The organism is Amycolatopsis bartoniae, assembly GCF_014191255.1.
Lineage (GTDB): Bacteria > Actinomycetota > Actinomycetes > Mycobacteriales > Pseudonocardiaceae > Amycolatopsis_E > Amycolatopsis_E bartoniae.
Map to the genome: position 1 here is coordinate 1,058,185 of NZ_JACHWH010000001.1, position 20,760 is coordinate 1,078,944.

General features: G+C 71.6%; 26 protein-coding genes. 8 read left to right on the plus strand and 18 right to left on the minus strand.

Annotation, left to right across the window (positions count from 1 at the left end):
* Positions 1 to 93: 93 nt before the first annotated feature.
* From trpA to FHX82_RS05205, 5 genes are all read right to left on the minus strand, one after another.
* Complete coding sequence (trpA, locus tag FHX82_RS05185) at positions 94 to 879, minus strand: tryptophan synthase subunit alpha (RefSeq protein WP_145935478.1); 786 nt, start codon at positions 877 to 879, stop codon at positions 94 to 96.
* Positions 876 to 2,090, minus strand: a complete 1,215-nt coding sequence (trpB, locus tag FHX82_RS05190; RefSeq protein WP_145935479.1) for a tryptophan synthase subunit beta — start codon at positions 2,088 to 2,090, stop codon at positions 876 to 878. The genes trpA and trpB overlap by 4 nt, the downstream gene beginning before the upstream one ends.
* Positions 2,087 to 2,896 carry an indole-3-glycerol phosphate synthase TrpC gene (gene trpC / locus FHX82_RS05195; protein WP_145935480.1) on the minus strand — a complete coding sequence of 270 codons (810 nt, stop codon included), beginning with the start codon at positions 2,894 to 2,896 and terminating at the stop codon, positions 2,087 to 2,089. Before trpC ends, trpB begins: the two co-directional genes overlap by 4 nt.
* 143 nt (positions 2,897 to 3,039) lie before the next feature.
* On the minus strand, positions 3,040 to 3,585 hold the full coding sequence (locus tag FHX82_RS05200; protein ID WP_145935481.1) for a Trp biosynthesis-associated membrane protein: 546 nt from the start codon (positions 3,583 to 3,585) through the stop codon (positions 3,040 to 3,042).
* Positions 3,563 to 5,125 (minus strand): anthranilate synthase component I, encoded by a 1,563-nt coding sequence (locus tag FHX82_RS05205; protein ID WP_145935482.1) that lies wholly within the window; start codon positions 5,123 to 5,125, stop codon positions 3,563 to 3,565. The genes FHX82_RS05200 and FHX82_RS05205 overlap by 23 nt, the downstream gene beginning before the upstream one ends.
* A 92-nt stretch (positions 5,126 to 5,217) precedes the next feature.
* Between FHX82_RS05205 and FHX82_RS05210 the strand changes: the two genes are divergently transcribed.
* Complete coding sequence (locus FHX82_RS05210; RefSeq protein WP_145935483.1) at positions 5,218 to 5,847, plus strand: TetR/AcrR family transcriptional regulator; 630 nt, start codon at positions 5,218 to 5,220, stop codon at positions 5,845 to 5,847.
* Here the strand turns inward: FHX82_RS05210 and FHX82_RS05215 are convergent.
* The 3 genes from FHX82_RS05215 to FHX82_RS05225 form a co-directional block, all read right to left on the minus strand.
* Positions 5,813 to 6,148 (minus strand): hypothetical protein, encoded by a 336-nt coding sequence (locus FHX82_RS05215; RefSeq protein WP_145935484.1) that lies wholly within the window; start codon positions 6,146 to 6,148, stop codon positions 5,813 to 5,815. The two genes, FHX82_RS05210 and FHX82_RS05215, sit on opposite strands and share 35 nt — an antisense overlap.
* 149 nt (positions 6,149 to 6,297) lie before the next feature.
* Entirely contained in the window at positions 6,298 to 6,690 is a 393-nt protein-coding gene (locus FHX82_RS05220) for a PPOX class F420-dependent oxidoreductase (protein ID WP_145935485.1), read from the minus strand.
* A 7-nt stretch (positions 6,691 to 6,697) separates the two neighbouring features.
* A complete protein-coding gene (locus tag FHX82_RS05225; protein ID WP_145935486.1) occupies positions 6,698 to 7,510 on the minus strand; it encodes a DMT family protein in 813 nt (270 codons plus the stop codon).
* A gap of 44 nt (positions 7,511 to 7,554) precedes the next feature.
* Here FHX82_RS05225 and hisF point away from each other — a divergent pair, with 44 nt between their 5' ends.
* Genes hisF through hisI form a run of 3 tightly spaced genes read left to right on the plus strand, consistent with a single transcriptional unit; the run spans position 7,555 to position 9,043 of the window.
* Positions 7,555 to 8,328, plus strand: a complete 774-nt coding sequence (gene hisF / locus FHX82_RS05230) for an imidazole glycerol phosphate synthase subunit HisF (RefSeq protein WP_145935487.1) — start codon at positions 7,555 to 7,557, stop codon at positions 8,326 to 8,328.
* A complete protein-coding gene (locus tag FHX82_RS05235) occupies positions 8,325 to 8,690 on the plus strand; it encodes a hypothetical protein (protein WP_229881499.1) in 366 nt (121 codons plus the stop codon). The genes hisF and FHX82_RS05235 overlap by 4 nt, the downstream gene beginning before the upstream one ends.
* Complete coding sequence (gene hisI / locus FHX82_RS05240) at positions 8,687 to 9,043, plus strand: phosphoribosyl-AMP cyclohydrolase (RefSeq protein ID WP_145935488.1); 357 nt, start codon at positions 8,687 to 8,689, stop codon at positions 9,041 to 9,043. The genes FHX82_RS05235 and hisI overlap by 4 nt, the downstream gene beginning before the upstream one ends.
* Before the next feature lie 5 nt (positions 9,044 to 9,048).
* Here the strand turns inward: hisI and priA are convergent, their stop codons facing one another.
* Positions 9,049 to 9,780 (minus strand): bifunctional 1-(5-phosphoribosyl)-5-((5-phosphoribosylamino)methylideneamino)imidazole-4-carboxamide isomerase/phosphoribosylanthranilate isomerase PriA, encoded by a 732-nt coding sequence (gene priA / locus FHX82_RS05245; protein ID WP_145935489.1) that lies wholly within the window; start codon positions 9,778 to 9,780, stop codon positions 9,049 to 9,051.
* Positions 9,781 to 9,802: 22 nt separating this feature from the next.
* Positions 9,803 to 10,432 carry an imidazole glycerol phosphate synthase subunit HisH gene (gene hisH / locus FHX82_RS05250; RefSeq protein WP_145935490.1) on the minus strand — a complete coding sequence of 210 codons (630 nt, stop codon included), beginning with the start codon at positions 10,430 to 10,432 and terminating at the stop codon, positions 9,803 to 9,805.
* Positions 10,433 to 10,540: 108 nt separating this feature from the next.
* Here hisH and FHX82_RS05255 point away from each other — a divergent pair, with 108 nt between their 5' ends.
* On the plus strand, positions 10,541 to 10,897 hold the full coding sequence (locus tag FHX82_RS05255; protein ID WP_145935491.1) for a hypothetical protein: 357 nt from the start codon (positions 10,541 to 10,543) through the stop codon (positions 10,895 to 10,897).
* Here the strand turns inward: FHX82_RS05255 and FHX82_RS05260 are convergent.
* Positions 10,888 to 11,772, minus strand: coding sequence for a transketolase family protein (locus tag FHX82_RS05260; protein WP_145935561.1), 885 nt, complete (start codon positions 11,770 to 11,772; stop codon positions 10,888 to 10,890). The two genes, FHX82_RS05255 and FHX82_RS05260, sit on opposite strands and share 10 nt — an antisense overlap.
* A gap of 6 nt (positions 11,773 to 11,778) precedes the next feature.
* Positions 11,779 to 12,459, minus strand: a complete 681-nt coding sequence (locus tag FHX82_RS05265; RefSeq protein ID WP_145935492.1) for a thiamine pyrophosphate-binding protein — start codon at positions 12,457 to 12,459, stop codon at positions 11,779 to 11,781.
* 52 nt (positions 12,460 to 12,511) lie between these two features.
* Between FHX82_RS05265 and soxR the strand changes: the two genes are divergently transcribed.
* Positions 12,512 to 12,973, plus strand: coding sequence for a redox-sensitive transcriptional activator SoxR (gene soxR, locus FHX82_RS05270; protein ID WP_145935493.1), 462 nt, complete (start codon positions 12,512 to 12,514; stop codon positions 12,971 to 12,973).
* A gap of 207 nt (positions 12,974 to 13,180) precedes the next feature.
* On the opposite strand, the gene FHX82_RS37960 is transcribed toward soxR, so the two are convergent.
* Together FHX82_RS37960 and FHX82_RS05280 are read right to left on the minus strand one after the other, a co-directional pair.
* Positions 13,181 to 13,465: a DUF2695 domain-containing protein gene (locus tag FHX82_RS37960; RefSeq protein ID WP_145935494.1), complete on the minus strand. Its 285-nt coding sequence runs from the start codon at positions 13,463 to 13,465 to the stop codon at positions 13,181 to 13,183.
* 61 nt (positions 13,466 to 13,526) lie between these two features.
* Positions 13,527 to 14,099: a TetR/AcrR family transcriptional regulator gene (locus FHX82_RS05280; RefSeq protein WP_145935495.1), complete on the minus strand. Its 573-nt coding sequence runs from the start codon at positions 14,097 to 14,099 to the stop codon at positions 13,527 to 13,529.
* Positions 14,100 to 14,266: 167 nt separating this feature from the next.
* On the opposite strand from FHX82_RS05280, the gene FHX82_RS05285 reads away from it, so the two are divergent.
* Both FHX82_RS05285 and FHX82_RS05290 read left to right on the plus strand, forming a co-directional pair.
* A complete protein-coding gene (locus FHX82_RS05285) occupies positions 14,267 to 16,399 on the plus strand; it encodes an MMPL family transporter (protein ID WP_145935496.1) in 2,133 nt (710 codons plus the stop codon).
* A 201-nt stretch (positions 16,400 to 16,600) separates the two neighbouring features.
* Entirely contained in the window at positions 16,601 to 17,524 is a 924-nt protein-coding gene (locus FHX82_RS05290; protein ID WP_145935497.1) for a glycoside hydrolase family 64 protein, read from the plus strand.
* Between the two features lie 43 nt (positions 17,525 to 17,567).
* Here FHX82_RS05290 and FHX82_RS05295 read toward each other — a convergent pair whose 3' ends face one another.
* Genes FHX82_RS05295 through hisD form a run of 4 tightly spaced genes read right to left on the minus strand, consistent with a single transcriptional unit; the run spans position 17,568 to position 20,735 of the window.
* A complete protein-coding gene (locus tag FHX82_RS05295; protein ID WP_183176484.1) occupies positions 17,568 to 17,726 on the minus strand; it encodes a CG2302 family histidine operon protein in 159 nt (52 codons plus the stop codon).
* Positions 17,723 to 18,322 (minus strand): imidazoleglycerol-phosphate dehydratase HisB, encoded by a 600-nt coding sequence (gene hisB, locus FHX82_RS05300; RefSeq protein WP_145935498.1) that lies wholly within the window; start codon positions 18,320 to 18,322, stop codon positions 17,723 to 17,725. Before hisB ends, FHX82_RS05295 begins: the two co-directional genes overlap by 4 nt.
* The gene (locus tag FHX82_RS05305; protein ID WP_145935499.1) at positions 18,319 to 19,416 is read right to left on the minus strand and encodes a histidinol-phosphate transaminase; all 1,098 of its coding nucleotides are present in this window, start codon (positions 19,414 to 19,416) and stop codon (positions 18,319 to 18,321) included. Before FHX82_RS05305 ends, hisB begins: the two co-directional genes overlap by 4 nt.
* Positions 19,413 to 20,735 carry a histidinol dehydrogenase gene (hisD, locus tag FHX82_RS05310; protein ID WP_145935500.1) on the minus strand — a complete coding sequence of 441 codons (1,323 nt, stop codon included), beginning with the start codon at positions 20,733 to 20,735 and terminating at the stop codon, positions 19,413 to 19,415. The genes FHX82_RS05305 and hisD overlap by 4 nt, the downstream gene beginning before the upstream one ends.
* Positions 20,736 to 20,760: the final 25 nt, after the last annotated feature.

Sequence of the window (20,760 nt, forward strand, 5' to 3'; positions counted from 1 at the left end):
GCGCAGCGCGGCTTTTCGCGCGCAGCGCGGCTTTGGGTCACTTCTCAGGCGACGGGATGATCACCCAACTCTGAGGTTCTGTGCAAACCCGGCTCAAGCCGTGACCGGCTGCCGTACTCCTTCGGCCAGCTCCGCCGTCAACGCCCGCACGGCGTCGACTCCCTCGGCGGCCTTCGTCACCAGCGCCGAGCCCACGATCACCGCGTCCGCGAAGCCCGCGACCTCGGCCGCCTGCTCCCGCGACTTCACGCCCAAACCGACGCCGATCGGCAGGTCCGTGTGCGCCCGTGCGCGCCGGACCAGTTCCGCCGCTCCCGAGCCCACCTGGTCGCGCGCGCCGGTCACGCCCATGACCGCCGTCGCGTACAGGAAGCCCGAGGCCGCCCGTGCGGTGAGGTCGAGGCGCTCCTCCGAGGACGACGGCGCCACCAGGAAGATCCGGTCCAGCCCGTGCTCCTTCGACGCCGCCATCCACTCCGCGGCCTCGTCCGGGATCAGGTCCGGCGTGATCATGCCCAGCCCGCCCGCCGACGCGAGGTCCCGCGCGAAGCGGTCGACGCCGTAGCGGTGCACCGGGTTCCAGTACGTCATCACTACGGCCCGGCCGCCGCGCGACGACACCGACTCCACGACCTCGAACAGCTGCTTCAGCCGGAAGCCCTGCTTGAGCGCGACGTCCGAGGCGAGCTGGATCGTCGGCCCGTCCATCACCGGGTCGGAGTAGGGCACGCCGACCTCGACGAGGTCCGCGCCGCCGTCGATCATGGCCGCGAACACGTCCTTCGAACCCTCGACGCTCGGGTACCCGGCGGGCAGGTACCCGACCAGCGCCGCCCGGCCCTCGCTGCGCGTCTGCTCGAAGAGAGCCTGCAAACTCACTTGTCCACCAGCCCGAACCACTTAGCCGCCGTGTCCATGTCCTTGTCGCCGCGCCCGGACAGGTTGACCAGGATCAGCGCCTCCCGGCCCAGCTCCTTGCCCAGGTCCAGCGCACCGGCGAGCGCGTGCGCGGACTCGATCGCCGGGATGATGCCCTCGGTGCGCGACAGCAGCCGCAGCGCCTCCATCGCCTGCGCGTCGGTGATCGGGCGGTACTCGGCACGCCCGGTGTCCTTGAGCCAGGCGTGCTCGGGACCGACGCCGGGGTAGTCCAGCCCGGCCGAGATGGAGTGCGACTCCATCGTCTGGCCGTCCTCGTCCTGCAGCAGGTACGTCATCGCGCCGTGCAGGTTGCCCGGCGTGCCCTTGGTGAGCGTCGCGCCGTGCCGCCCGGTCTCGACGCCGTCCCCGCCCGGCTCCAGCCCGACGAGCCGCACGTCCGGGTCGTCGATGAAGCCGTGGAAGATGCCGATGGCGTTGGACCCGCCGCCGACGCACGCCGCGACCGCGTCGGGCAGACGGCCGGTCTGCTCCAGGATCTGCGCCCTGGCCTCCTCGCCGATGACCTTGTGGAAGTTGCGGACCATCGTCGGGAACGGGTACGGGCCCGCGGCGGTGCCGAACAGGTAGTGCGTGGTGTCGGCGTTGGTGACCCAGTCGCGCAGGGCCTCGTTGATCGCGTCCTTCAGCGTCCGGGAACCGGTCTTGACCGGGATCACCTCGGCGCCGAGCAGCCGCATCCGGGCCACGTTCAGCGCCTGGCGTTCGGTGTCGACCTCGCCCATGTAGACCACGCAGTCGAGGTCCAGCAGCGCGCACGCGGTGGCCGTGGCGACGCCGTGCTGGCCCGCCCCGGTCTCGGCGATGACGCGCTTCTTGCCCATCCGCTTGGTGAGCAGCGCCTGGCCCAGCACGTTGTTGATCTTGTGGGAGCCGGTGTGGTTGAGGTCCTCGCGCTTGAGGAACACCCGTGCGCCGCCGGCGTGCTCGCCGAAGCGCGGGGCCTCGGTCAGCAGCGACGGCCGCCCCGCGTAGTCGCGCAGGAGCCGGTGGAACTCGTTCACGAAGTCGGGGTCGGTGCGGGCCTTGTCGTACTCGGCGGCCACCTCGTCGACGACGCCGATCAGCGCCTCCGGCATGAACCGCCCGCCGTACGGGCCGTAGTAGCCGCGCTCGTCGGGGTCGTGCTCGGTGCGCGTGGTGTCGCTCATCGGCTTGGCCTCGGGCAGGCGGGGTGCGAACCGGCGGTGACCAGCTTGACCAGCGCGCCCTTCGGGTCACCCGAGGCGACGAGACCCTCGCCGACCAGGACGGCGTCGGCGCCGTGCCCGGCGTACGCCATCAGGTCACCGGGGCCGCGGACACCGGACTCGGCGACCTTCGTCACGTCGAACGGCAGTCCGGGGGCGAGCCTGCCGAACACGTCGCGGTCCACTTCCAGGGTGTGCAGGTTGCGCGCGTTGATGCCGATGATCTGGGCCCCGGCCTCCAGCGCGCGGTCGGCCTCCTCGGCGTTGTGCACCTCGACGAGGGCGGCCATGCCGAGCGACTCGACGCGGTCGAGCAGCGAGACCAGCGCGTTCTGCTCCAGCGCCGCCACGATCAGCAGCACCATGTCCGCGCCGTGCGCGCGGGCCTCGTGCACCTGGTACGGGCTGACGACGAAGTCCTTGCGCAGCACCGGGACGTCGACCACCTTGCGCACGGCGTCGAGGTCGGCGAGCGACCCGCCGAAGCGGCGCTGCTCGGTGAGCACGCTGATGACGCGCGCCCCGGCCTCCTCGTAGTCCTTGGCCAGCGCGGCCGGATCGGCGATCGGGGCCAGCTCACCCTTGGACGGGCTGCGCCGCTTGACCTCCGCGATCACCCCGATCGAGGACTCGCGCAGCGCACCGGCCGCGTCCCGCGGCGGCGCGGCCTTGGCGGCGAGGACCTTGAGCTCGTCGAACGGCAGTGCCTTCTCGCGCTCGGCGAGATCGGCGCGGACACCGGCGATGATTTCTTCGAGAACGGTCACCGGGTGCCCCCGTTCCCAGGCGCATCCAGGTTTTCACTCGAAAGCTGGCTCACAAACACCTTCCCCTTCCCGCAGAAAAGATGCTAACCCGCGCACAATTCCGTGCCGGTCCCGGGTCGGACATGCCTTGGCGGCCAAGCCCGCTAGTCCTTGGTCGGATCTTCGCCTTCGGAGAGCGCCTCCCACAGCTCGGTGTCCGGGTCCCGTGCCGTCTTCTTCACGCCGGGCGCCGAGTAGCGTGCGCCCAGTCTCGGCATGGCTCCTGCCTTCCTGGTAGCGGTCAACCCGCCGAGCAGCACGAGAATTCCCCCGAGCAGCGCGAGTCCGCGACCGGTGAAGATCTGCCACACCGGTGTCCCGACGGGGAAACCGCCGAACGAGACGCCGTCGACGGCCAGCCAGACCGCCCACAGCCCGGCCGCCGCGAGGACGACGCCGAGGACCCGCCGGGGCCAGCCGCCGGTGGCGATCGCCCCGGCCACGCCCGCCACGGCGAGCACGGCCAGCGGCACGAGCGCGCCCTGCACCTGCGCGCCCGTGTGCGTCTCCAGCACGATGCCGCGCACGCCGCCGTCGCGCTGCTGCGCGGACCACACCAGGCGCGACGCGCCCCACAGCGCCGCCGCCCCGAGGAGCAGCAGCACCGCGATGGTCCACAGTGGACGCTTACTGGGCGCTGGCGACGTCATCGGCCGGGTCCAGGGCCCGCGCGGGGGCCATCGTCTGCGCGGCGGCGACGGCGGAGAGCACCGTGCGCGCCTTGTTCAGCGACTCGTTGTCCTCGTAGTCGGCCACCGAGTCGGCCACGACCCCGCCGCCTGCCTGCACATACGCCACGTTGTCCCGCACCAGCGCGGTGCGGATGGCGATAGCCGTGTCGGCGTCGCCGGCGAAGTCGAAGTAGCCGACGACGCCGCCGTAGAGGGCGCGGCGGACCGGCTCCAGTTCCTCGATCAGCTGCATCGCGCGCACCTTCGGCGCACCGGAGAGCGTGCCCGCGGGGAAGCACGCCGCGACGGCGTCGAACGCCGTGCGGTCGTCGCGCAGCTCGCCGGTGACGGTGGACACGATGTGCATCACGTGGCTGTAGCGCTCGATGGTGAAGAAGTCGACCACGCGGACGGTGCCGGGCTTGCACACCTTGCCCAGGTCGTTGCGGCCCAGGTCGACGAGCATCAGGTGCTCGGCGCGCTCCTTCTCGTCCGCGAGCAGGTCCTTCGCCAGCTGCGCGTCCTCCTCCGGGTCCACGCCACGCCAGCGAGTGCCCGCGATGGGATGCGTCGTGGCGCGCCCGTCGCGGACCGTGACCAGCGACTCGGGGCTGGAGCCGACGATGTCGAAGCCTTCGAGCCGCAGCAGGTACATGTACGGGCTGGGGTTGGACGTGCGCAGCACCCGGTAGATGTCCAGCGCGTCGGCCTGCGTGGCGATCTCGAACCGTTGCGAGGGCACCACCTGGAACGCTTCGCCGGCCTTGATCGCCTCGACGGCCTTCTCGACGGCCTGGTGGTAGTCCTCCTTGCTGCGGTGCCGCCGGAACTCGGGCGCGGGCCGCTCGAACACCGCCGTGGTGGACGGCGCGTGCGCGCGCAGCTCCTCCGTCATCCGCTCCAGCCTGCGGACGGCGTCGTCGTACGCCGCGTCCACCCGCTCGGGTGAGTCGTCCCAGTTCACGGCGTTCGCGATGAGCGTGACCGTGCCCTCGTGGTGGTCGACCGCGGCGAGGTCGGTGGCCAGAAGCATGGTCAGCTCGGGAATGTCGAGGTCCTTTTCGGCCAGCTCCGGCAGCTTCTCCAGCCAGCGCACCGCGTCGTAGCCGACATAGCCGACCATCCCGCCGGTGAGCGGCGGCATGCCGGGCAGCGGCTCGGTGTGCAGCGCCGCGACGGTCTCGCGCAGCACCTCCAGCGGGTTGCCCTCCGTCGGCAGCCCGACCGGCGGCGTGCCCTCCCACACCGCCTTCCCGTCGCGCACGGTGAGCGCCGCCGGGCTGCGCACGCCGATGAACGACCAGCGCGACCACGACTCGCCGTTCTCCGCCGACTCGAACAGGAACGTTCCGGGCCGGTCCGCGGCCAGCTTGCGGTACACGCCGACCGGGGTTTCCCCGTCGGCGAGCAGCCGCCGGACGACCGGGATCACCCGGCGGCCCTCGGCGAGCGCGCGGAACTCGTCGCGGCCGGGGCTCACGGCACCGAGGCCGCCGGACGCGGAATGGGCAGCAACCATGCCGCCATTGTGCCGCTGAGGAGTTTTCCAGCCGCACCGGCACTAATTCACACTCTGTTGAATTCCGGGACAGGGCGCGCCATCATGGACTGGTGACCACCGCCGACGACCCGAAGGCCGCCAAGCGCCGCGGCCGCCGCCCCGGCGGCCAGGACACGCGCGCCGCGCTCCTCGAAGCCGCCCGGGCGGTGTTCTCCGAAAACGGCTACGAGGGTGCCACGGTGCGCGCGATCGCCGCCAGGGCGGGCGTGGACGCGGCCATGGTGAACCACTGGTTCGGCGGCAAGGACGCCCTGTTCGCCAAGGCCGTGCTGCAGCTGCCGGTCGACGCCCAGGACGTGGTGGCCACCCTGGTGGAGGGCGACCTGGACTCGCTCGGCGAACGGATCGTCCGGCGGTTCGTCACCGCGTGGGACTCCACCTCCGGCGGCACCTTCCCCGCGCTCGTGCGCAGCCTGGCCAGTCACGACCAGGCCGCGATCGGGCTGCGGAACTTCCTCGTCGAGAACGTCCTCAGCAGGATCACGGCCCGGATCGAGACCGACCAGCCCCAGTTGCGCGCCACGCTGTGCGCCTCCCAGCTGATCGGCATCGGCATGGCGCGGTACGTCGCGGCTTTCGAGCCCTTCGCGTCGGCCGACGTCGAGGTGCTCGTGGCGGCGGTGGGCCCCACGCTCCAGCGCTACCTCACTGGCCCCCTCCGTTCCACACGTTCGAATTGACCGGGACCACTATCTTCTCCGGGTCCATTCCCAGCCGCCGCATTGCGCGCTCGACGTCGTTCACGTGCTCGTTCGCGATCCGTTCCGCCGCGCGGACGGAGAACTGGGCCGTCTCGAGGAACTGCCGCAGATCACCGCGGTCCGTAGTGGACAGTTCTCCGGGATTGTCCATGTCCGCTCGCACGACGTCCTCGATCGCGGTCTCCACCGCCATCAGGCCGTGCATCGCCTCGTCGAGCCGTTTGACCAACTGCCGCGCCCTACCGCGCAATTGCCCGTAATACATCCGCGTATCGCTCATCGCCGCACCCTTCGGGTTTCTCGGGGAGATTGTCTCGTCCCCATACAGTTCCGAAGATCGACGGCCTTGGCAACGAATCAGACAACGAGATCCGAAGTTCACCCGTAAGATCGATTCCAGCTCTTTTCCGCGGTAAACCGCGGTGGTTCCTACGCCGGTTCCTGGAGCCGGATCGCGATGCCCACCGTGCGGTCCGCGGGGCCGCGCAGGCGGCTGAAGAACATCGACACACGGCCGACGATCCCGTACTTCTTCGCGATCAGGCTCCGCACGCGCTCGCTCTCCGCGGCGTCCAGCAGGCGCGCCCGCCCGGCGAACTCCGGCCCGTGCGTGCGCTGCCCGCGCAGGTCGCACCCCTGCACGCGCACGGTCCCGTCCCGCCGGATCCGCTTGACCTTCCCCGCCTTGCGTTCGCTCCACAGCGCCAGCTCGTCGCCGTAGGGCGCCGCCCACACGGGCGTCGGCACGGGGGTGCCGTCCTTGCGGTACGTGGTCACCAGCACGTACTTCTCGGCCATCAGCCGTTCGGTCTCGGAAGTCATGCCGCCACTATGAACCGACCTCGCCGAAGCGGGCCAACGCGAGCGCGGCCGCCACCGCCACGGCGAACCCCGCGACGGCGACCCAGCCGAAGCCCGCGCGCGTCGCGTCCCCGAGCGCGAACACCCCGATGAGCGACGGCAGCACGGTCTCCCCGACCACCATCAGCGCCGTCGCCGTGGTCACGCCGCCCCGCTGCAGCGCCGAGGCGTAGAACAGCATCCCGAGCGCGCCCGCGACAGCCACCGCGTACAGCGCCGGGTCCGCGAAGAACGCCCCCACGCTGCTGGTCGAGACGATGCGCCCGGCCAGCGCGACCAGCGCGAACTCCAGCCCCGCCACCAGCCCGAGCGCGGTGCCGCGCAGCCGCCCGGCCGCCATGCCGACGGCCCCGACGACTCCCGTCGCCACCAGCAGCCCGACGTGGAAGGCCAGGCCCACCGGCTCCGAACCCTCGCTCTGCGCCGACGCGCCCAGCAGCGCGAGCCCCGCGCACACCAGCACCACGGCCGTCCATTCGCGAGCGTGCAGCCGGGTGCCGATGGCCATCGCCGCGACGGCCGTCACCGCCAGGCTCGCGGCGAGCGCGGCCTGCACGACGAACAGTGGCAGCACCCGCAACGCCACCAGTTGCGCGAGGAACCCCAGCACGTCCAGGCCCGTGCCCAGCACGTACCGCCACTGCCGGAACACCCGGACCAGCAGCCGCGGGTCGACCCCGCCGTCGCCCGCGGCGACGGCCCGCGCCGCCACCGCCTGGAACACCGACGCCACCCCGTACGCCACGGCCGCGACCAACGCACACAGCAATCCCCACCACATCCCGCCCACCCTACGGGCGAAACGGCGCCCATTAAGCTGGGCATATGTCCGTAGCCGTGAGGGTGATCCCCTGTCTGGACGTCGACGCCGGCCGAGTGGTGAAGGGCGTCAACTTCGCCGACCTGCGCGACGCGGGCGACCCGGTGGAGCTGGCCCGCCTGTACGACGCCGAGGGCGCGGACGAGCTGACGTTCCTCGACGTCACCGCCTCCTCCGGCAACCGGGAGACCACCTTCGACGTGGTGCGCCGCACGGCCGAGCAGGTGTTCATCCCGCTCACCGTCGGCGGTGGCGTGCGCACCACCGAGGACGTGGACCGGCTGCTGCGGGCGGGCGCGGACAAGGTGAGCATCAACACGGCGGCGATCGCGCGGCCGGAGTTCCTGCGCGAGGCGTCGCACCGGTACGGGGCGCAGTGCATCGTGCTGTCGGTCGACGCCCGGCGCGTGCCCGAGGGCGGCGAGCCGACGCCGTCCGGTTTCGAGGTCACCACGCACGGCGGCCGCAAGGGCACCGGGATCGACGCGGTCGAGTGGGCCGCGCGCGGCGAGGAGCTGGGGGTCGGCGAGATCCTGCTGAACTCGATGGACGCCGACGGCACCAAGAACGGCTTCGACCTGGAGCTGATCGAGCTGACGCGCAAGGTCGTGCGGGTGCCGGTGATCGCGAGCGGCGGCGCCGGTGCGGTGGAGCACTTCCTGCCCGCGGTGCGCGCGGGGGCCGACGCCGTGCTGGCCGCCAGCGTGTTCCACTTCGGACAGTTGAAGATCGGCGACGTCAAGGAGTCCCTGCGCGGGGGCGGGGTCGAGGTCCGGTGAAGCGCATCGAAGTCCGGGTGACGATGGCACTGATGGTCGGGCTGGGGCTGGCGTACACGCTGCTCGGGGTGATCATCGTGACCACGTCCGAGGCGTCGCCGCGCACGCTGCTGCTGCCGATCGCGAGCGTGGTCCTCGGCGGGCTCGTCACGGCCGGGCTGGCGCTGCGGATGCCGTCCGCGCGGTTCTTCGGGTTCGCCGTCGCCGCGCTGCTCGCCCTGCTGCACGCGTTCCTGCTGCTGGCCAGCGCGGTGCTGTTGTTCAAGCTGTTCTCCGGCCTGCTCGCGGCCGGTTACGTCTACGCGTGGGTGCTGCTCAACTCCGGGCCCATGCGCCGCTACCTGCTCGGAGACGCCGCGTGAGCCTCGACCCCGCACTGGCCGGCCGCCTCAAGCGGAACGCCGACGGCCTGATCTGCGCCGTGGTGGTGGACCACGCGACGTCGGACGTGCTGATGGTGGCGTGGATGAACGACGAAGCGCTGGAGCGCACGCTCACCACCCGCCGCGGCACGTACTGGTCCCGCAGCCGCCAGGAGCTGTGGGTGAAGGGCGAGACGTCGGGGCACGTGCAGCACGTGCGCGAGGTGCGCCTGGACTGCGACGCGGACACCGTGCTCGTGCGGGTGGACCAGGTCGGCCCGGCCTGCCACACGAACACGCGCACCTGCTTCGACACCGACGAGCGACTGCTACTGGCCGACGACGGGGCCTGACGCGCTCAGCGGACGGCGGCCAGTGCCTCCGGCAACGTGAAAGCCCCCGCGTAGAGGGCCTTGCCCACGATCGAACCTTCCACGCCGTCGCCCGCGAGGGCCGCCAGCGCGCGCAGATCGTCCAAACTGGACACTCCGCCCGAGGCGATCACCGGGGCGTCGGTGCGGGCCGCGACCTCGCGGAGCAGCTCCACGTTCGGGCCCTTGAGCGTGCCGTCCTTGCTCACGTCCGTCACCACGTACCGGGCGGCGCCGTCGCGGTCGAGGCGCTCCAGCACCTCCCACAGGTCGCCGCCGTCCTGCGTCCAGCCGCGCGCCGCCAGCCGGTGCCCCGCCTCGGTGATGCGCACGTCCAGCCCGATGGCGACCCGGTCGCCGTACGTGGCGACGGCCTTCGCGGTCCACTCCGGGTCCTCCAGCGCCGCCGTGCCCAGGTTCACCCGGCGGGCGCCGGTGGCCAGCGCGGCCTCCAGCGACGCGTCGTCGCGGATGCCGCCCGACAGCTCGACCTGCACGTCCAGCCGGCCGACCACGCGGGCCAGCAGCTCCCGGTTCGAGCCCTTGCCGAACGCCGCGTCGAGGTCGACCAGGTGGATCCACTCCGCCCCGTCGCGCTGCCACGCCAGGGCCGCCTCCAGCGGGTCCCCGTAGGAGGTCTCGGTACCGGCTTCGCCCTGGACGAGCCGGACGGCCTGGCCGTCGGCCACGTCCACGGCGGGAAGGAGCGTGAAAGTCACGCGGCCACGATAGCTGAGCTGCTCAAAGGCTCCGCAGCCAGTTCTCCAGCAGGTGCGCGCCCGCGTCGCCGGACTTCTCCGGGTGGAACTGCGTCGCCCACAGCGGCCCGTTCTCCGCGGCCGCCACGAAGTCCTCGCCGTGGTGCGCCCACGTCACCTTCGGCTGCTGCCCCGGCAGGCCCGAGTCGAGCTCCCACCGGCGCGCGGCGTAGGAGTGCACGAAGTAGAACCGCGTGCCGGCGTCCATTCCGGCGAACAGCTGCGAATCGGCGGGCGGGCGGACCGTGTTCCACCCCATGTGCGGCACGACGTCGGCGTGCAGGCGCTCCACCGTGCCCGGCCACTCGCCGGTGCCCTCGGACTCCACGCCGTGCTCGACCCCGCGCTCGAACAGGATCTGCATCCCGACGCAGATGCCCAGCACCGGGCGGCCGCCGGCCAGCCGCGTGCCGATGATCTTCTCACCGCCGACGGCGAGCAACCCCCGCATGCACGCGGCGAACGCGCCCACCCCGGGCACCACCAGCCCGTCGGCCTCCAGCGCCGCATGCGGGTCGGCGGTCACCTCGACCTCGGCGCCGACGCGGCGCACGGCACGTTCGGCGGAGCGGAGGTTCCCGGAACCGTAATCCAGAATCACGACGCGAGTCACCCCGCCAGTCTAGGGTGGCCCCGCGGACGCTTCCAGCACGGGAAAGTCCGGTTTGAACTCCCGGACCGCGGGGAATGAGTTCGGCGGGGGCAGGCAAAGGGAGTGACTATGCGGTCACAACACAGTTCCAGGGCACGCCCCGGCCGGAAGATCCTTGCCCTGACCGGACTTCTCGCCGACGAGCTGCAGCACCTCGACGCACGCGAGCTGGACGCGGCCGAGGTCCGCACGCTGATGCACGACCTCACCGGCACCGCCTCCGCCCTCACCCGGATCCTCGACGGGCTGCGCGACTGCCCGCTGCTCACCCCGCCGGGGCAGGAGCCCGGCGTGCACCACACGGTGTGCAGCGAGCTGGAGCAGGCGGCAGCCGCGGCCGAGGACCTGCGGGTGACGGCGGAGTCGTTGTGCCGGCTGCTACCGGCGGAGGCGGTGGTGCCGGAGCGCAGAACGCTTCAGCCGTAGAACCCGCGGATCGCGGACGTGAGGCCCGGCACGTCGAGCCCGTGCGCGGCGTCGTGGTCGGCCGGGGTGCCGTAGAGACGGACCTCCGCGTCGCGGCGGACGCCGAGGCTGAGCAGCCGGTGCGGCACGTCGGCGAGGGCTTCCGCGACGTGGTGCGCGGAGGTGCCCGCGAGGTACGGCTCGACGAGGACGACGTCGGCACGGTCGTTGGTCGCAGCGCGCAGGCTCTTGGCGTCGAAGGGCCGGACGGTGTGCGCGTAGAGCACTGTGACGTCGAGCCCTTCGGTGGCCGCGAGCACGTTGTCGAGCAGGGGGCCGACGGCCAGCACCACTCCGTCGTGTCCCTGCCGGACGGTCTGGAACCCGGCGCCGAGGTGGGGCTCGGCGTTCGCCTGCGAGCTGAGCCGGAGGTAGACGCTGCCGTCGCCGGGCAGGGATTCGAGCAGCAGCCGGCGGGCTTCCTCCGGGTGGCCGGGCACGTGCACGGTCCAGCCGGGGATGGTGTCCAGGAGCGCGACGTCCCCCGGTGACTGGTGCGTGCGGCCGTCGGACGACCTGTCGTAGGACGCGCCCGCGGAGACCAGGACCGCGCCGACACCCTGGTGGGTGAGATCGAGTTTCACCTGTTCGTAGGGCCGCTCGACGAGGAACGGCGGGAAGCTGTGCGCGACAGGGCGCAGGCCCGCGAGCGCGAGGCCGCCGGTGACGCCGACGAGCGCCTGTTCGCGGATGCCGACGTTGAGCACGCGGTCCGGGTGGCGCCGCCGGGTGCCGGCCAGCTGGGCGGCGGAGATCTCGGCGAGCACGAGCACCAGCCGGGGGTCGGCGTCCAGCATTTCGTCTATTGTGGACAGGAAGGTTTCGCGCATGTCCAGCACTGGTCAGGATTCCTTCGGTTCGACGACGGCGACCACGCACAGGGGTGCGTGCGGGTGCGGGGTGGTGAAGGCGTCGTACAGGGCGTCGTGGTCGCGGCCGTCGACGGTGCGGGTGACCCAGTTCTCGACGGCGAAGCGCCGGTCGATGCCGCCGGGCCAGCCGTAGGTGGCGGACTGGTTGTCGATCACGACGGCGGTCAGCCGGTCGAGGGAGAGGCGGCCGGCGAGCGCGACGGCCTCCCAGTTGGAACCCTCGTCGAGTTCGGCGTCGCCGACGAGCACGACGACCCGGGAGTCGATGTGCTGCGCCCGCAGGCCGAGCGCGGTGCCGGTGGCCAGCGCGAGGCCGTGGCCGAGGGAGCCGCTGGAGATCTCGACGCCGGGTACGCGGGTGCGGTCGGGGTGCAGGCCGAGGCGGGAGCCTGCCGACGCCCAGTCGTCGAGCTCGGCGGGGTCCAGGAAGCCCTTGGCGGCCAGCACGGCGTAGTAGGCCATGGGGCCGTGGCCCTTGGACAGCAGGAAGCGGTCGCGCCGCGGGTCGTGCGCGTTCGCGGGCGAGATGTTCAGGACGCGGTCGTACAGCACCCACAGAACGTCCACAGTGGACTGCGCGGCGGGCTCGTGCTTCTCGTCGCCGGTCAGGCGGGCGATCAGGGCGGACAGGTCCGGCGTGGCGGTGGTCATGCCGTCACGGTGCAACCTCGACTTAGGTTGAAGTCAAGGTTAGGCTGGTCGTGTGACCAAGCTTGGCGACCACCTCAGCATCGGGCAGGTCGCGGAACGCAGTGGCGTGCCGCACACCGCGCTGCGGTTCTACGAGGACCGCGGGCTGATCTCCTCGGAGCGGTCCGCGGGCAACCAGCGCCGCTACCCGAGGACCGTGCTGCGGCGGATCGCGTTCATCCGGGCGGCGCAGCGGGTGGGGCTGAGTCTCGAAGAGATCAGCAGTGCGCTGGCGACGCTGCCGAAGGACCACGCGCCGACGAAGGCGGACTGGGCCCGGCTGTCGCGGAACTGGCAGGAGGAGCTCGACGCGCGGATCGACGCGCTGCAGCGCCTGCGCGACCGGCTGACGGGTTGCGTGGGGTGCGGTTGTCTCTCCCTTCGGGTGTGCGGCCTGTACAACCAGGACGACCAGATGTCCCACTTCGGCCCCGGCGCGAGGCTGCTGAAACCCGCCCTGGAGGGCGGGGTCTAGCGGCGCCGGTGGGGCAGTTCGAGTAGCGGTGACGGGACCTCCGGGACTTGGGCAGTGCTCGCGGGCCGGTTCCGGCCCTGGTGATCGGCAATTGAAGGCGGCGGTTCGAGCGCTGCACGGTGGCGCCATCGAGCCGAACCGACTGCATCCGGCCCCGCGGAGCCGCCGACATACCGCACAGCGGCCGTCGCCGGACAGGCGCCACCCTCACGGCGGCCACCGCCGACAGGGACGTGTGGAGCCCAGCCGCGTAACCCCCGCGCACGGTGCCGGCGTACCACCCCGAGAAGCCCCGCCCGCCGCCAAAAGCGCGCAGTCGCACCGGGCGTGCCGCAGCACCGCGGCCACCGAGGGCGCGCAGGACGCACGCCACCGGGTGGTCCAGCGCAGGCTGTGGTCGCAGCCGTGGTCGTGCAGGACCCGCGCCAGGTAGCACCGCAGGCATTCGCGCGGCAGCGGGGTGGTCCAGCTCTCGACCAGCTCGGCATTCATCGTTCCCCCCAGGAAATCGTCGATCACCGAGGTCTACCACCCGCCACCGACAATTCCGGGCTCACGTCGCCCGGCGAGGCCGCCCCAGCAACCGCCGGCCCACTTCCACCAGGTGGGCACGCAGGGTGTCGTCAGGAAGAGCCGCGAACTGCGGCGCCCCGCCGGTCAGCGCGATGCCCACGATGGCCGCGTGCGCCGCGATCGCGCGGGACTCGTCCGCCTCCGGGCCCGCGAACAGCTCCAGCATCCGCCCCCCGTAGATGTCCGACCACGAGTCCGCCAGCGCGCGCGTCACGCCGGGATCCCGTGCGAACAACGCCACCAGCGCCCGGTGTCGCACCACGACGTCGACGAAACCCGTCAGCAGGTGGTCGATCTGCGCGCCCCGCCGGCGCAGCCGCGAAGCCTCCTCGACGACCAGCTCCAGCTCGCGCAGCCCCGGTTCGGCCACGGCGCCCGCGATCTCGTCCTTCGTCTTGAAGTGGTAGTACACCGCCGCCTTCGTGACCCCCAGCGCGTCCGCGATCATCTGCAGCGACGTGCCCTCCACGCCGTGCTCGGTGAACAGCTGCAACGCGGTGGCGAGCAGGCGCGTCCTCGTGTCTTCCCGGCCGCTCGCCGTCGCGGCTGTCATCGCACCCTCCCCGTGAACAGGCCGAGGGTACGTGCCACCACGAGCTCCGGCAACCTCCAGGGCGCTAGCCGTGCGGCTAGTCACACACTAGCCGATCGGCTTGGACGGCCCCTTGCCGATCGGCTAGCGTCGATGTCACCCGATCGACTGAGAGGAAAGGCGCGCTCGTGGCCACTGCGCTCTACCGGCTGGCTCGGTTCTCGTTCCGCCGCCGCAGGCTCGTCACCGCGGTCTGGGCCGCGGTGCTGATCGTGCTCGGCCTGGGGGCGCTGACCCTGTCCGGCCAGCTCACGAACTCCGTGACCATCCCCGGCACCGAGTCGCAGCGGGCGATCGACCACCTCAAGGAGCGCTTCCCGCAGGCATCCGTCGGCGGCGCCACCGCCCGCGTGGCGATCGAGGCACCGGCCGGTCAGAAGCTCACCGATCCGGTGAACCAGCCGACCGTCGAACAGCTCGTCAACGCGCTCAAGACCGCACCGAAAGCGCGCACGGTCAGCGACCCGTTCCAGACGAAGATGGTCTCGCCGGACGGCCGCGTCGCGCTCGTGCAGATCAGCTACGGCGTCCAGGCGTCCGAGCTGACCGAGAGCGATCGCGAGGCCGTCCAGGCGCCCGCCGAACCGGCCCGGCACGCCGGGCTGACCGTCGAGTTCGGCGGCGACGCGATCGAGGGCATGCCCGAAACCGGTGCCACGGAAGGACTCGGCGTCGTGGTCGCCGCGATCGTGCTGACCGTGACATTCGGCTCACTGCTCGCCGCGGGGCTGCCGCTGCTCACCGCGTTGCTCGGCGTCGGCGTCGGCATGGCGGGCCTCTTCACCGTCTCCGGCTTCACCGAGCTGAACTCCAACACCCCGATCCTCGCGCTGATGCTCGGCCTCGCCGTCGGAATCGACTACGCGCTGTTCATCGTCTCCCGCTACCGCCACGAACTGGGCCAGGGCCACGATCCCGAACAGGCCGCGGCCCGCAGCGTCGGCACCGCCGGTTCGGCCGTCGTGTTCGCCGGGCTCACCGTGATCATCGCGCTGGTCGGGCTCACCGTCGTCGGCATCCCGTTCCTCGGCCAGATGGGGGTCGCGGCCGCCGCGACCGTCGCCGTCGCCGTGCTGATCGCGTTGACGCTGCTGCCCGCCATCCTCGGTTTCGCCGGCCGCAAGGTGCTCGGCAGACGACGCGAGCAGACCCGCACCACGAACGGCGAACGCTGGGCCCGCTTCGTCGCGAGGCACCGCGTGCCCGTGCTGGTCATCGCCGTCCTCGGCCTGCTCGTCGTCGCGATCCCGGCGCTGAGCATGCAGCTCGGCCTGCCGAACGACGCGACCGCCGCGCCGGATTCGACGCAGCGCAAGGCGTACGACATCGTCTCGTCGGGCTTCGGTCCCGGCGTGAACGGCCCGCTCATCGTGGTCGTCTCCGACGCGACTCCGCAGAACACCACGGAGGCCGCGGACCGCATCTCGCGGCTCGGCGACGTCGCCGCCGTGACGCAGCCGCAGTTCAACGCGCAGCACGACACCGCGATGTTCACCGTCATCCCGAAGAGCGGCCCGAGCAGCGAGCAGACCGAGAAGCTCGTCGGCGACATCCGGAACCAGGCCGGGCACACCGAACTCGCCGTCACCGGGCAGACCGCGCTGCAGATCGACGTGTCCGAGAAGCTCGCCGGCGCGATGCTGCCCTACCTCGCGCTCATCGTCGGGCTCGCGTTCCTGTTGCTGATGCTGGTGTTCCGCTCGCTCGTGGTGCCGCTCAAGGCCACGCTCGGCTTCCTCGGCTCGGTGGTCGCCACGTTCGGCGCCGTCGTCGCGGTGTTCCAGTGGGGCTGGCTCGACGACCTGCTCGGGGTGAAGTCGACCGCGCCGATCATGAGCATGCTGCCGATCCTGCTGATCGGCGTGTTGTTCGGTCTCGCCATGGACTACCAGGTGTTCCTCGTGACGCGGATGCGCGAGGAGTACGTGCACGGCACCGAGGCGCAGGAGGCCACGATCACCGGCTTCCGGCACGGTTCGCGCGTCGTCGTGGCGGCCGCGCTGATCATGATCAGCGTGTTCGCCGGGTTCGTGCTCGCGGACACCACGCTGATCCAGTCCATCGGTTTCGCGCTCGCGTTCGGCGTGCTGGTGGACGCGTTCGTGGTGCGGATGACGCTCGTGCCCGCGGTGATGTCGCTGCTGGGCGCGAAGGCGTGGTGGCTGCCGCGCTGGCTCGACCGCGTGCTGCCGAACGTCGACGTGGAGGGCGAAAGCCTCACCAAGCAGCTCGACGAGCGCGAGCCCGCGAACGTCGGGTAAGCGCTTTCCCGAAGTGGTCCATACCTTGTTGCCCGCTCACCCTTGACGTTTGTTGGACCCGGCAACATACTGGGACCGCGCTGCCGAGCGAGGCCGGGACGGCCGCCCTCCCGAACCCGGAAGCGTTGCCGCATCAGGAAAATCGATCCGGCGCGCCCGCCCGGTCCCCCAGGGTGCCGTCGCGCCTTCCGGAGGTGAACGATGCTGTTCGCACGACGCCTGATCCCGGTCCTGCTGGCCCTCGGGCTGGCCGCTCTCCCCGTCACCACGGCGCAGGCCGCGCCCGCCACCGGCGAGCCGCCCGCGTCGTTCTGGGGCGACACGAGCACGATCCCCGCCGCCCAGAACGTCCTGACGGTCAAGGTCGAGAACCACACGAACGGCCAGTACCCCGACAGCCAGGTGTACTGGAGCTTCAACGGCCAGACGGCCTCGATCGCGCAGCAGCCCTACATCGACATGCCCGCCAACTCCGCCGGGCGCATGTACTTCTATCTCGGCTCGCCGAACGGGCAGTACTACGACTTCATCGAGTTCACCGTCGGCGCGGCGCAGATCAACGTCAACACCACCCGCGTCGACCGGTTCGGCCTCAAGCTCGCGCTGCTCGTGCACGGGCACGACGGTTCCGAGCGCGTGGTCGGCGAGAACTACGCGACATTCTCCGAGAGCAGGGACGCGACGTTCCAGCGGTTCCAGAACTCGGTGCCCACGGAGTTCAAGCAGCTGGCGACCGTCAACGCGCCCTACGGCATCCCGTCGCCGGGCAACGCCCCCGCGTTCCAGCCCGGTGGGCAGTACGCGAACTACTTCTCCAGCTACGCCGCATCCGTCGGCGACAGCAACGACTCGACCGCGCAGATCTTCGGCTGCGGCGGCACCCTGTCGGCCAACCCGCAGCTGTGCGCGGGGATCAACCGGCACGTCGCGCAGCTGCCGACGGCGGACCAGTCCAACCCGGCGAACTTCTACCAGACCGCGCCGGCGAACTACTACTCGCAGTTCTGGCACCAGAACGCCATCGACGGGAAGGCGTACGGCTTCCCGTACGACGACTACGCCGAGCAGTCCTCGTTCATCTCGGTGAACAACCCGCAGTACATGCTCGTCGCAGTCGGCTGGTGAGGCCGGGCCGGTGCGGCCGTGCCCCTCGCGGCCGCACCGGCGTTCAGCCGACGAACCAGGCGATCGCGCCGCCGAGCGCGAGCAGCGTGGCGACGAGCAGGAGCCCGGCCAGCACCTTCGAGTTCTTCCACGTGCTGTACACGCCGCCCGCGAGGAAACCGGCCAGCGCCAGCAACAGGATTCCGACGATCTCCTTGCTCACAGCACACCCTTGGTCGACGGGATGCCGCCCGCGCGCGGGTCGGGCTCGGTGGCGGCCCGCAGGGCGCGGGCGAGCGCCTTGTACTGCGCTTCGGCGATGTGGTGCGGGTCCCGGCCGTACAGGACGCGCACGTGCAGGGCGATCCGCGCGTGGAACGCCAGCGAGTCGAACACGTGCCGGGTCAGGACGAACGGGTAGTTGCCGCCGATGGTGAAGGTGTTGAACTCCTCCGGCTCGCCGGTGTGCACGCAGTACGGGCGCCCGGAGACGTCGATCGCCGCGTGGGCGAGCGTCTCGTCCATCGGGATCCACGCGTCGCCGAAGCGGCGGATGCCCTTCTTGTCGCCCAGCGCCTGGGAAAGCGCCTGGCCCAGCACGATCGCGGTGTCCTCGACCGTGTGGTGGGCGTCGATGTGGATGTCGCCCGTCGCCTCGACCTTCAGGTCCAGCGAGCCGTGCACGCCGAACGCCGTAAGCATGTGGTCGTAGAACGGCACGCCCGTGGAGATCTCCACCTCGCCCGTGCCGTCCAGGTCGAGCACGACGGAGATCGAGGACTCCTTGGTGGTACGGGAAATCTTGCCGACCCTGCTCACCGGGGGACCTCCTTGCTCGCCGCCAGGAAGGCGTCGTTCTCCTCCGGGGTGCCGATGCTCACCCGCAGGTGCCCCTCGATGCCGACGTCGCGGATCAGCACTCCGTTGTCCACATAGGACCGCCAACTGGCCTTCGCGTCGCTGAACCGTCCGAACAGGACGAAGTTGGCGTCGCTCGGCACCGGCGTGAAACCGAGGCCCAGCAAGGCTTCCACCACCCGCTCCCGCTCCGCGGCGAGCTTCGCGACCGACGCGAGCGTGGCGTCCGCGTGCCGCAGCGCCGCCCGCGCGGCGGCCTGCGTCAGCAGCGACAGGTGGTATGGCAGGCGCACGAGCTGCAGCGCGTCCACCACCGCCGGGGCGGCGGCGAGGTAGCCCAGCCGGCCGCCCGCGAACGCGAACGCCTTGCTCATCGTGCGCGACACGATGAGCTTCGCCGGATACTCCGCCAGCAGCGCGAGCGCGCTCGGCTGCGACGAGAACTCCGCGTACGCCTCGTCCACCACCACGATGCCGGGCGCCGCCTTCAGCACCGCTTCCAGCTCCGCCAACGGGATCGAGCCGCCGGTCGGGTTGTTCGGGCTGGTCACGAACACCACGTCCGGCCGCCGCTCGGCCACGATCGCGGCCGCGGCCGCGGTGTCGAGCGTGAAGTCCTCGCGGCGCGGCGTCGGCGCCCACTCGGTGCGCGTGCCCGCCGCGATGATCGGGTGCATCGAGTACGACGGCTCGAAGCCCAGCGCCGTGCGGCCCGGCCCGCCGAACGCCTGCAGGATCTGCTGCAGGATCTCGTTGGATCCGTTGGCGGCCCACAGGTTCCGCTCCGACACGAGCACACCCGTGGACACCGACAGGTAGTCCGCCAGGTCCTGCCGCAACGCGAGCGCGTCGCGGTCCGGATACCGGTGCAGCCCGGCGGCGACCTCGCGCACGGCCGCGGTGACGTCGTCGACCAGCTCCTGCGGCGGCGGGTACGGGTTCTCGTTGGTGTTGAGCCGGACAGGCACGTCCAGCTGCGGCGCGCCGTACGGGGTGCGGCCCCGCAGGTCCTCGCGCAGCGGCAGGTCCGCCAGCGTCACGTCTTCTGCTGTCACTTCTCTCCCTCGAAGCGCGCGGTCACGGCCTCGCCGTGCGCGGGCAGGTCCTCGGCGTTCGCCAGCGCGACCACCTTGCCGGACACTTCGCGCAGCGCCTGTTCGCTGTAGTCGATGACGTGGATGCCGCGCAGGAAGCTCTGCACGGACAGGCCCGACGAATGGCGGGCGAACCCGCCGGTGGGCAGCACGTGGTTCGAGCCCGCGCAGTAGTCGCCCAGCGAAACGGGCGCGTACGGCCCGACGAACACCGCACCCGCGTTGCGCACCCTGGCCGCGACCTCGCGGGCGTTCGCCGTCTGGATCTCCAGGTGCTCGGCGGCGTACGCGTCCACCACGCGCAGCCCGTCGTCTACAGTGGACACCAACACCGTGCCGGACTGCTTGCCCTGCAAGGCGGTGGTGACCCGCTCGCTGTGCTTGGTGGCCTTGACCCGCGTGGCCAGCTCCGCGTCGACGGCATCGGCGAGCGCAACCGACGTGGTGACCAGGACGCTCGCGGCGAGCGTGTCGTGCTCCGCCTGGCTGATCAGGTCCGCGGCGACGTGCCCGGCGTCCGCGGTCTCGTCGGCGAGGATCGCGATCTCCGTCGGACCCGCCTCGGAGTCGATGCCGATCAGCCCGCGCAACATGCGCTTCGCCGCGGTCAGGTAGATGTTGCCGGGCCCGGTGACCAGGTCGACCGGCACCAGCTCGCCGCCGTCGGTGTCCGTCCCGCCGTACGCGAGCAGCGCCACGGCCTGCGCGCCGCCGACCGCCCACACCTCGTCGACGCCCAGCAACGCGGCGGCGGCCAGCGTGGTCGGGTGCGGGCTGCCGCCGAACTCGGCCTGCGGCGGCGTGCACAGCACCAGCGACCCGACGCCCGCGGCCTGCGCCGGCACCACGTTCATCACGACGCTCGACGGGTACACGGCCAGCCCGCCCGGCGCGTACAGGCCGACGCGCTCGACCGGCACCCACCGCTCGGTGACGGTGCCGCCCTCGGTCACCTGCGTGGTGACGTCGGCGCGTCGCTGGTCGGCGTGCACCTTGCGGGCGCGTTCGATGGACTCCTCCAGCGCCGCGCGCACCTCCGGCGCCAGCTCCGCGAGCGCCTTCGCCAGCGCCTCCGCGGGCACGCGCACGGTCGAGGGCCGGACGCGGTCGAACTTCTCCGTGTACTCCAGCACGGCCTCGACCCCGCGGTCGCGCACCGCCTCGACCACCGGCCGCACCTGATGCAGCGCCGCGTCCACGTCGATCTCGGCACGAGGCAGCGTGGTACGCAGCTCGGCGGCGGACGGGACCTTTTCACGCAGGTCGGTGCGGTTCAGCATGGGTCTAGGGTACGGAGGGGGAAGC

Coding starts and splice junctions, on each gene's coding strand:
- trpB (WP_145935479.1), bottom strand. CDS start 2,090: ATGAGCGACACCACGCGCACCGAGCACGACCCCGACGAGCGCGGCTAC.
- FHX82_RS05200 (WP_145935481.1), bottom strand. CDS start 3,585: ATGACGTCGCCAGCGCCCAGTAAGCGTCCACTGTGGACCATCGCGGTG.
- FHX82_RS05205 (WP_145935482.1), bottom strand. CDS start 5,125: ATGGTTGCTGCCCATTCCGCGTCCGGCGGCCTCGGTGCCGTGAGCCCC.
- FHX82_RS05215 (WP_145935484.1), bottom strand. CDS start 6,148: ATGAGCGATACGCGGATGTATTACGGGCAATTGCGCGGTAGGGCGCGG.
- FHX82_RS05220 (WP_145935485.1), bottom strand. CDS start 6,690: ATGACTTCCGAGACCGAACGGCTGATGGCCGAGAAGTACGTGCTGGTG.
- FHX82_RS05225 (WP_145935486.1), bottom strand. CDS start 7,510: ATGTGGTGGGGATTGCTGTGTGCGTTGGTCGCGGCCGTGGCGTACGGG.
- hisF (WP_145935487.1), top strand. CDS start 7,555: ATGTCCGTAGCCGTGAGGGTGATCCCCTGTCTGGACGTCGACGCCGGC.
- FHX82_RS05255 (WP_145935491.1), top strand. CDS start 10,541: ATGCGGTCACAACACAGTTCCAGGGCACGCCCCGGCCGGAAGATCCTT.
- FHX82_RS05265 (WP_145935492.1), bottom strand. CDS start 12,459: ATGACCACCGCCACGCCGGACCTGTCCGCCCTGATCGCCCGCCTGACC.
- FHX82_RS37960 (WP_145935494.1), bottom strand. CDS start 13,465: ATGAATGCCGAGCTGGTCGAGAGCTGGACCACCCCGCTGCCGCGCGAA.
- FHX82_RS05280 (WP_145935495.1), bottom strand. CDS start 14,099: ATGACAGCCGCGACGGCGAGCGGCCGGGAAGACACGAGGACGCGCCTG.
- FHX82_RS05290 (WP_145935497.1), top strand. CDS start 16,601: ATGCTGTTCGCACGACGCCTGATCCCGGTCCTGCTGGCCCTCGGGCTG.
- hisD (WP_145935500.1), bottom strand. CDS start 20,735: ATGCTGAACCGCACCGACCTGCGTGAAAAGGTCCCGTCCGCCGCCGAG.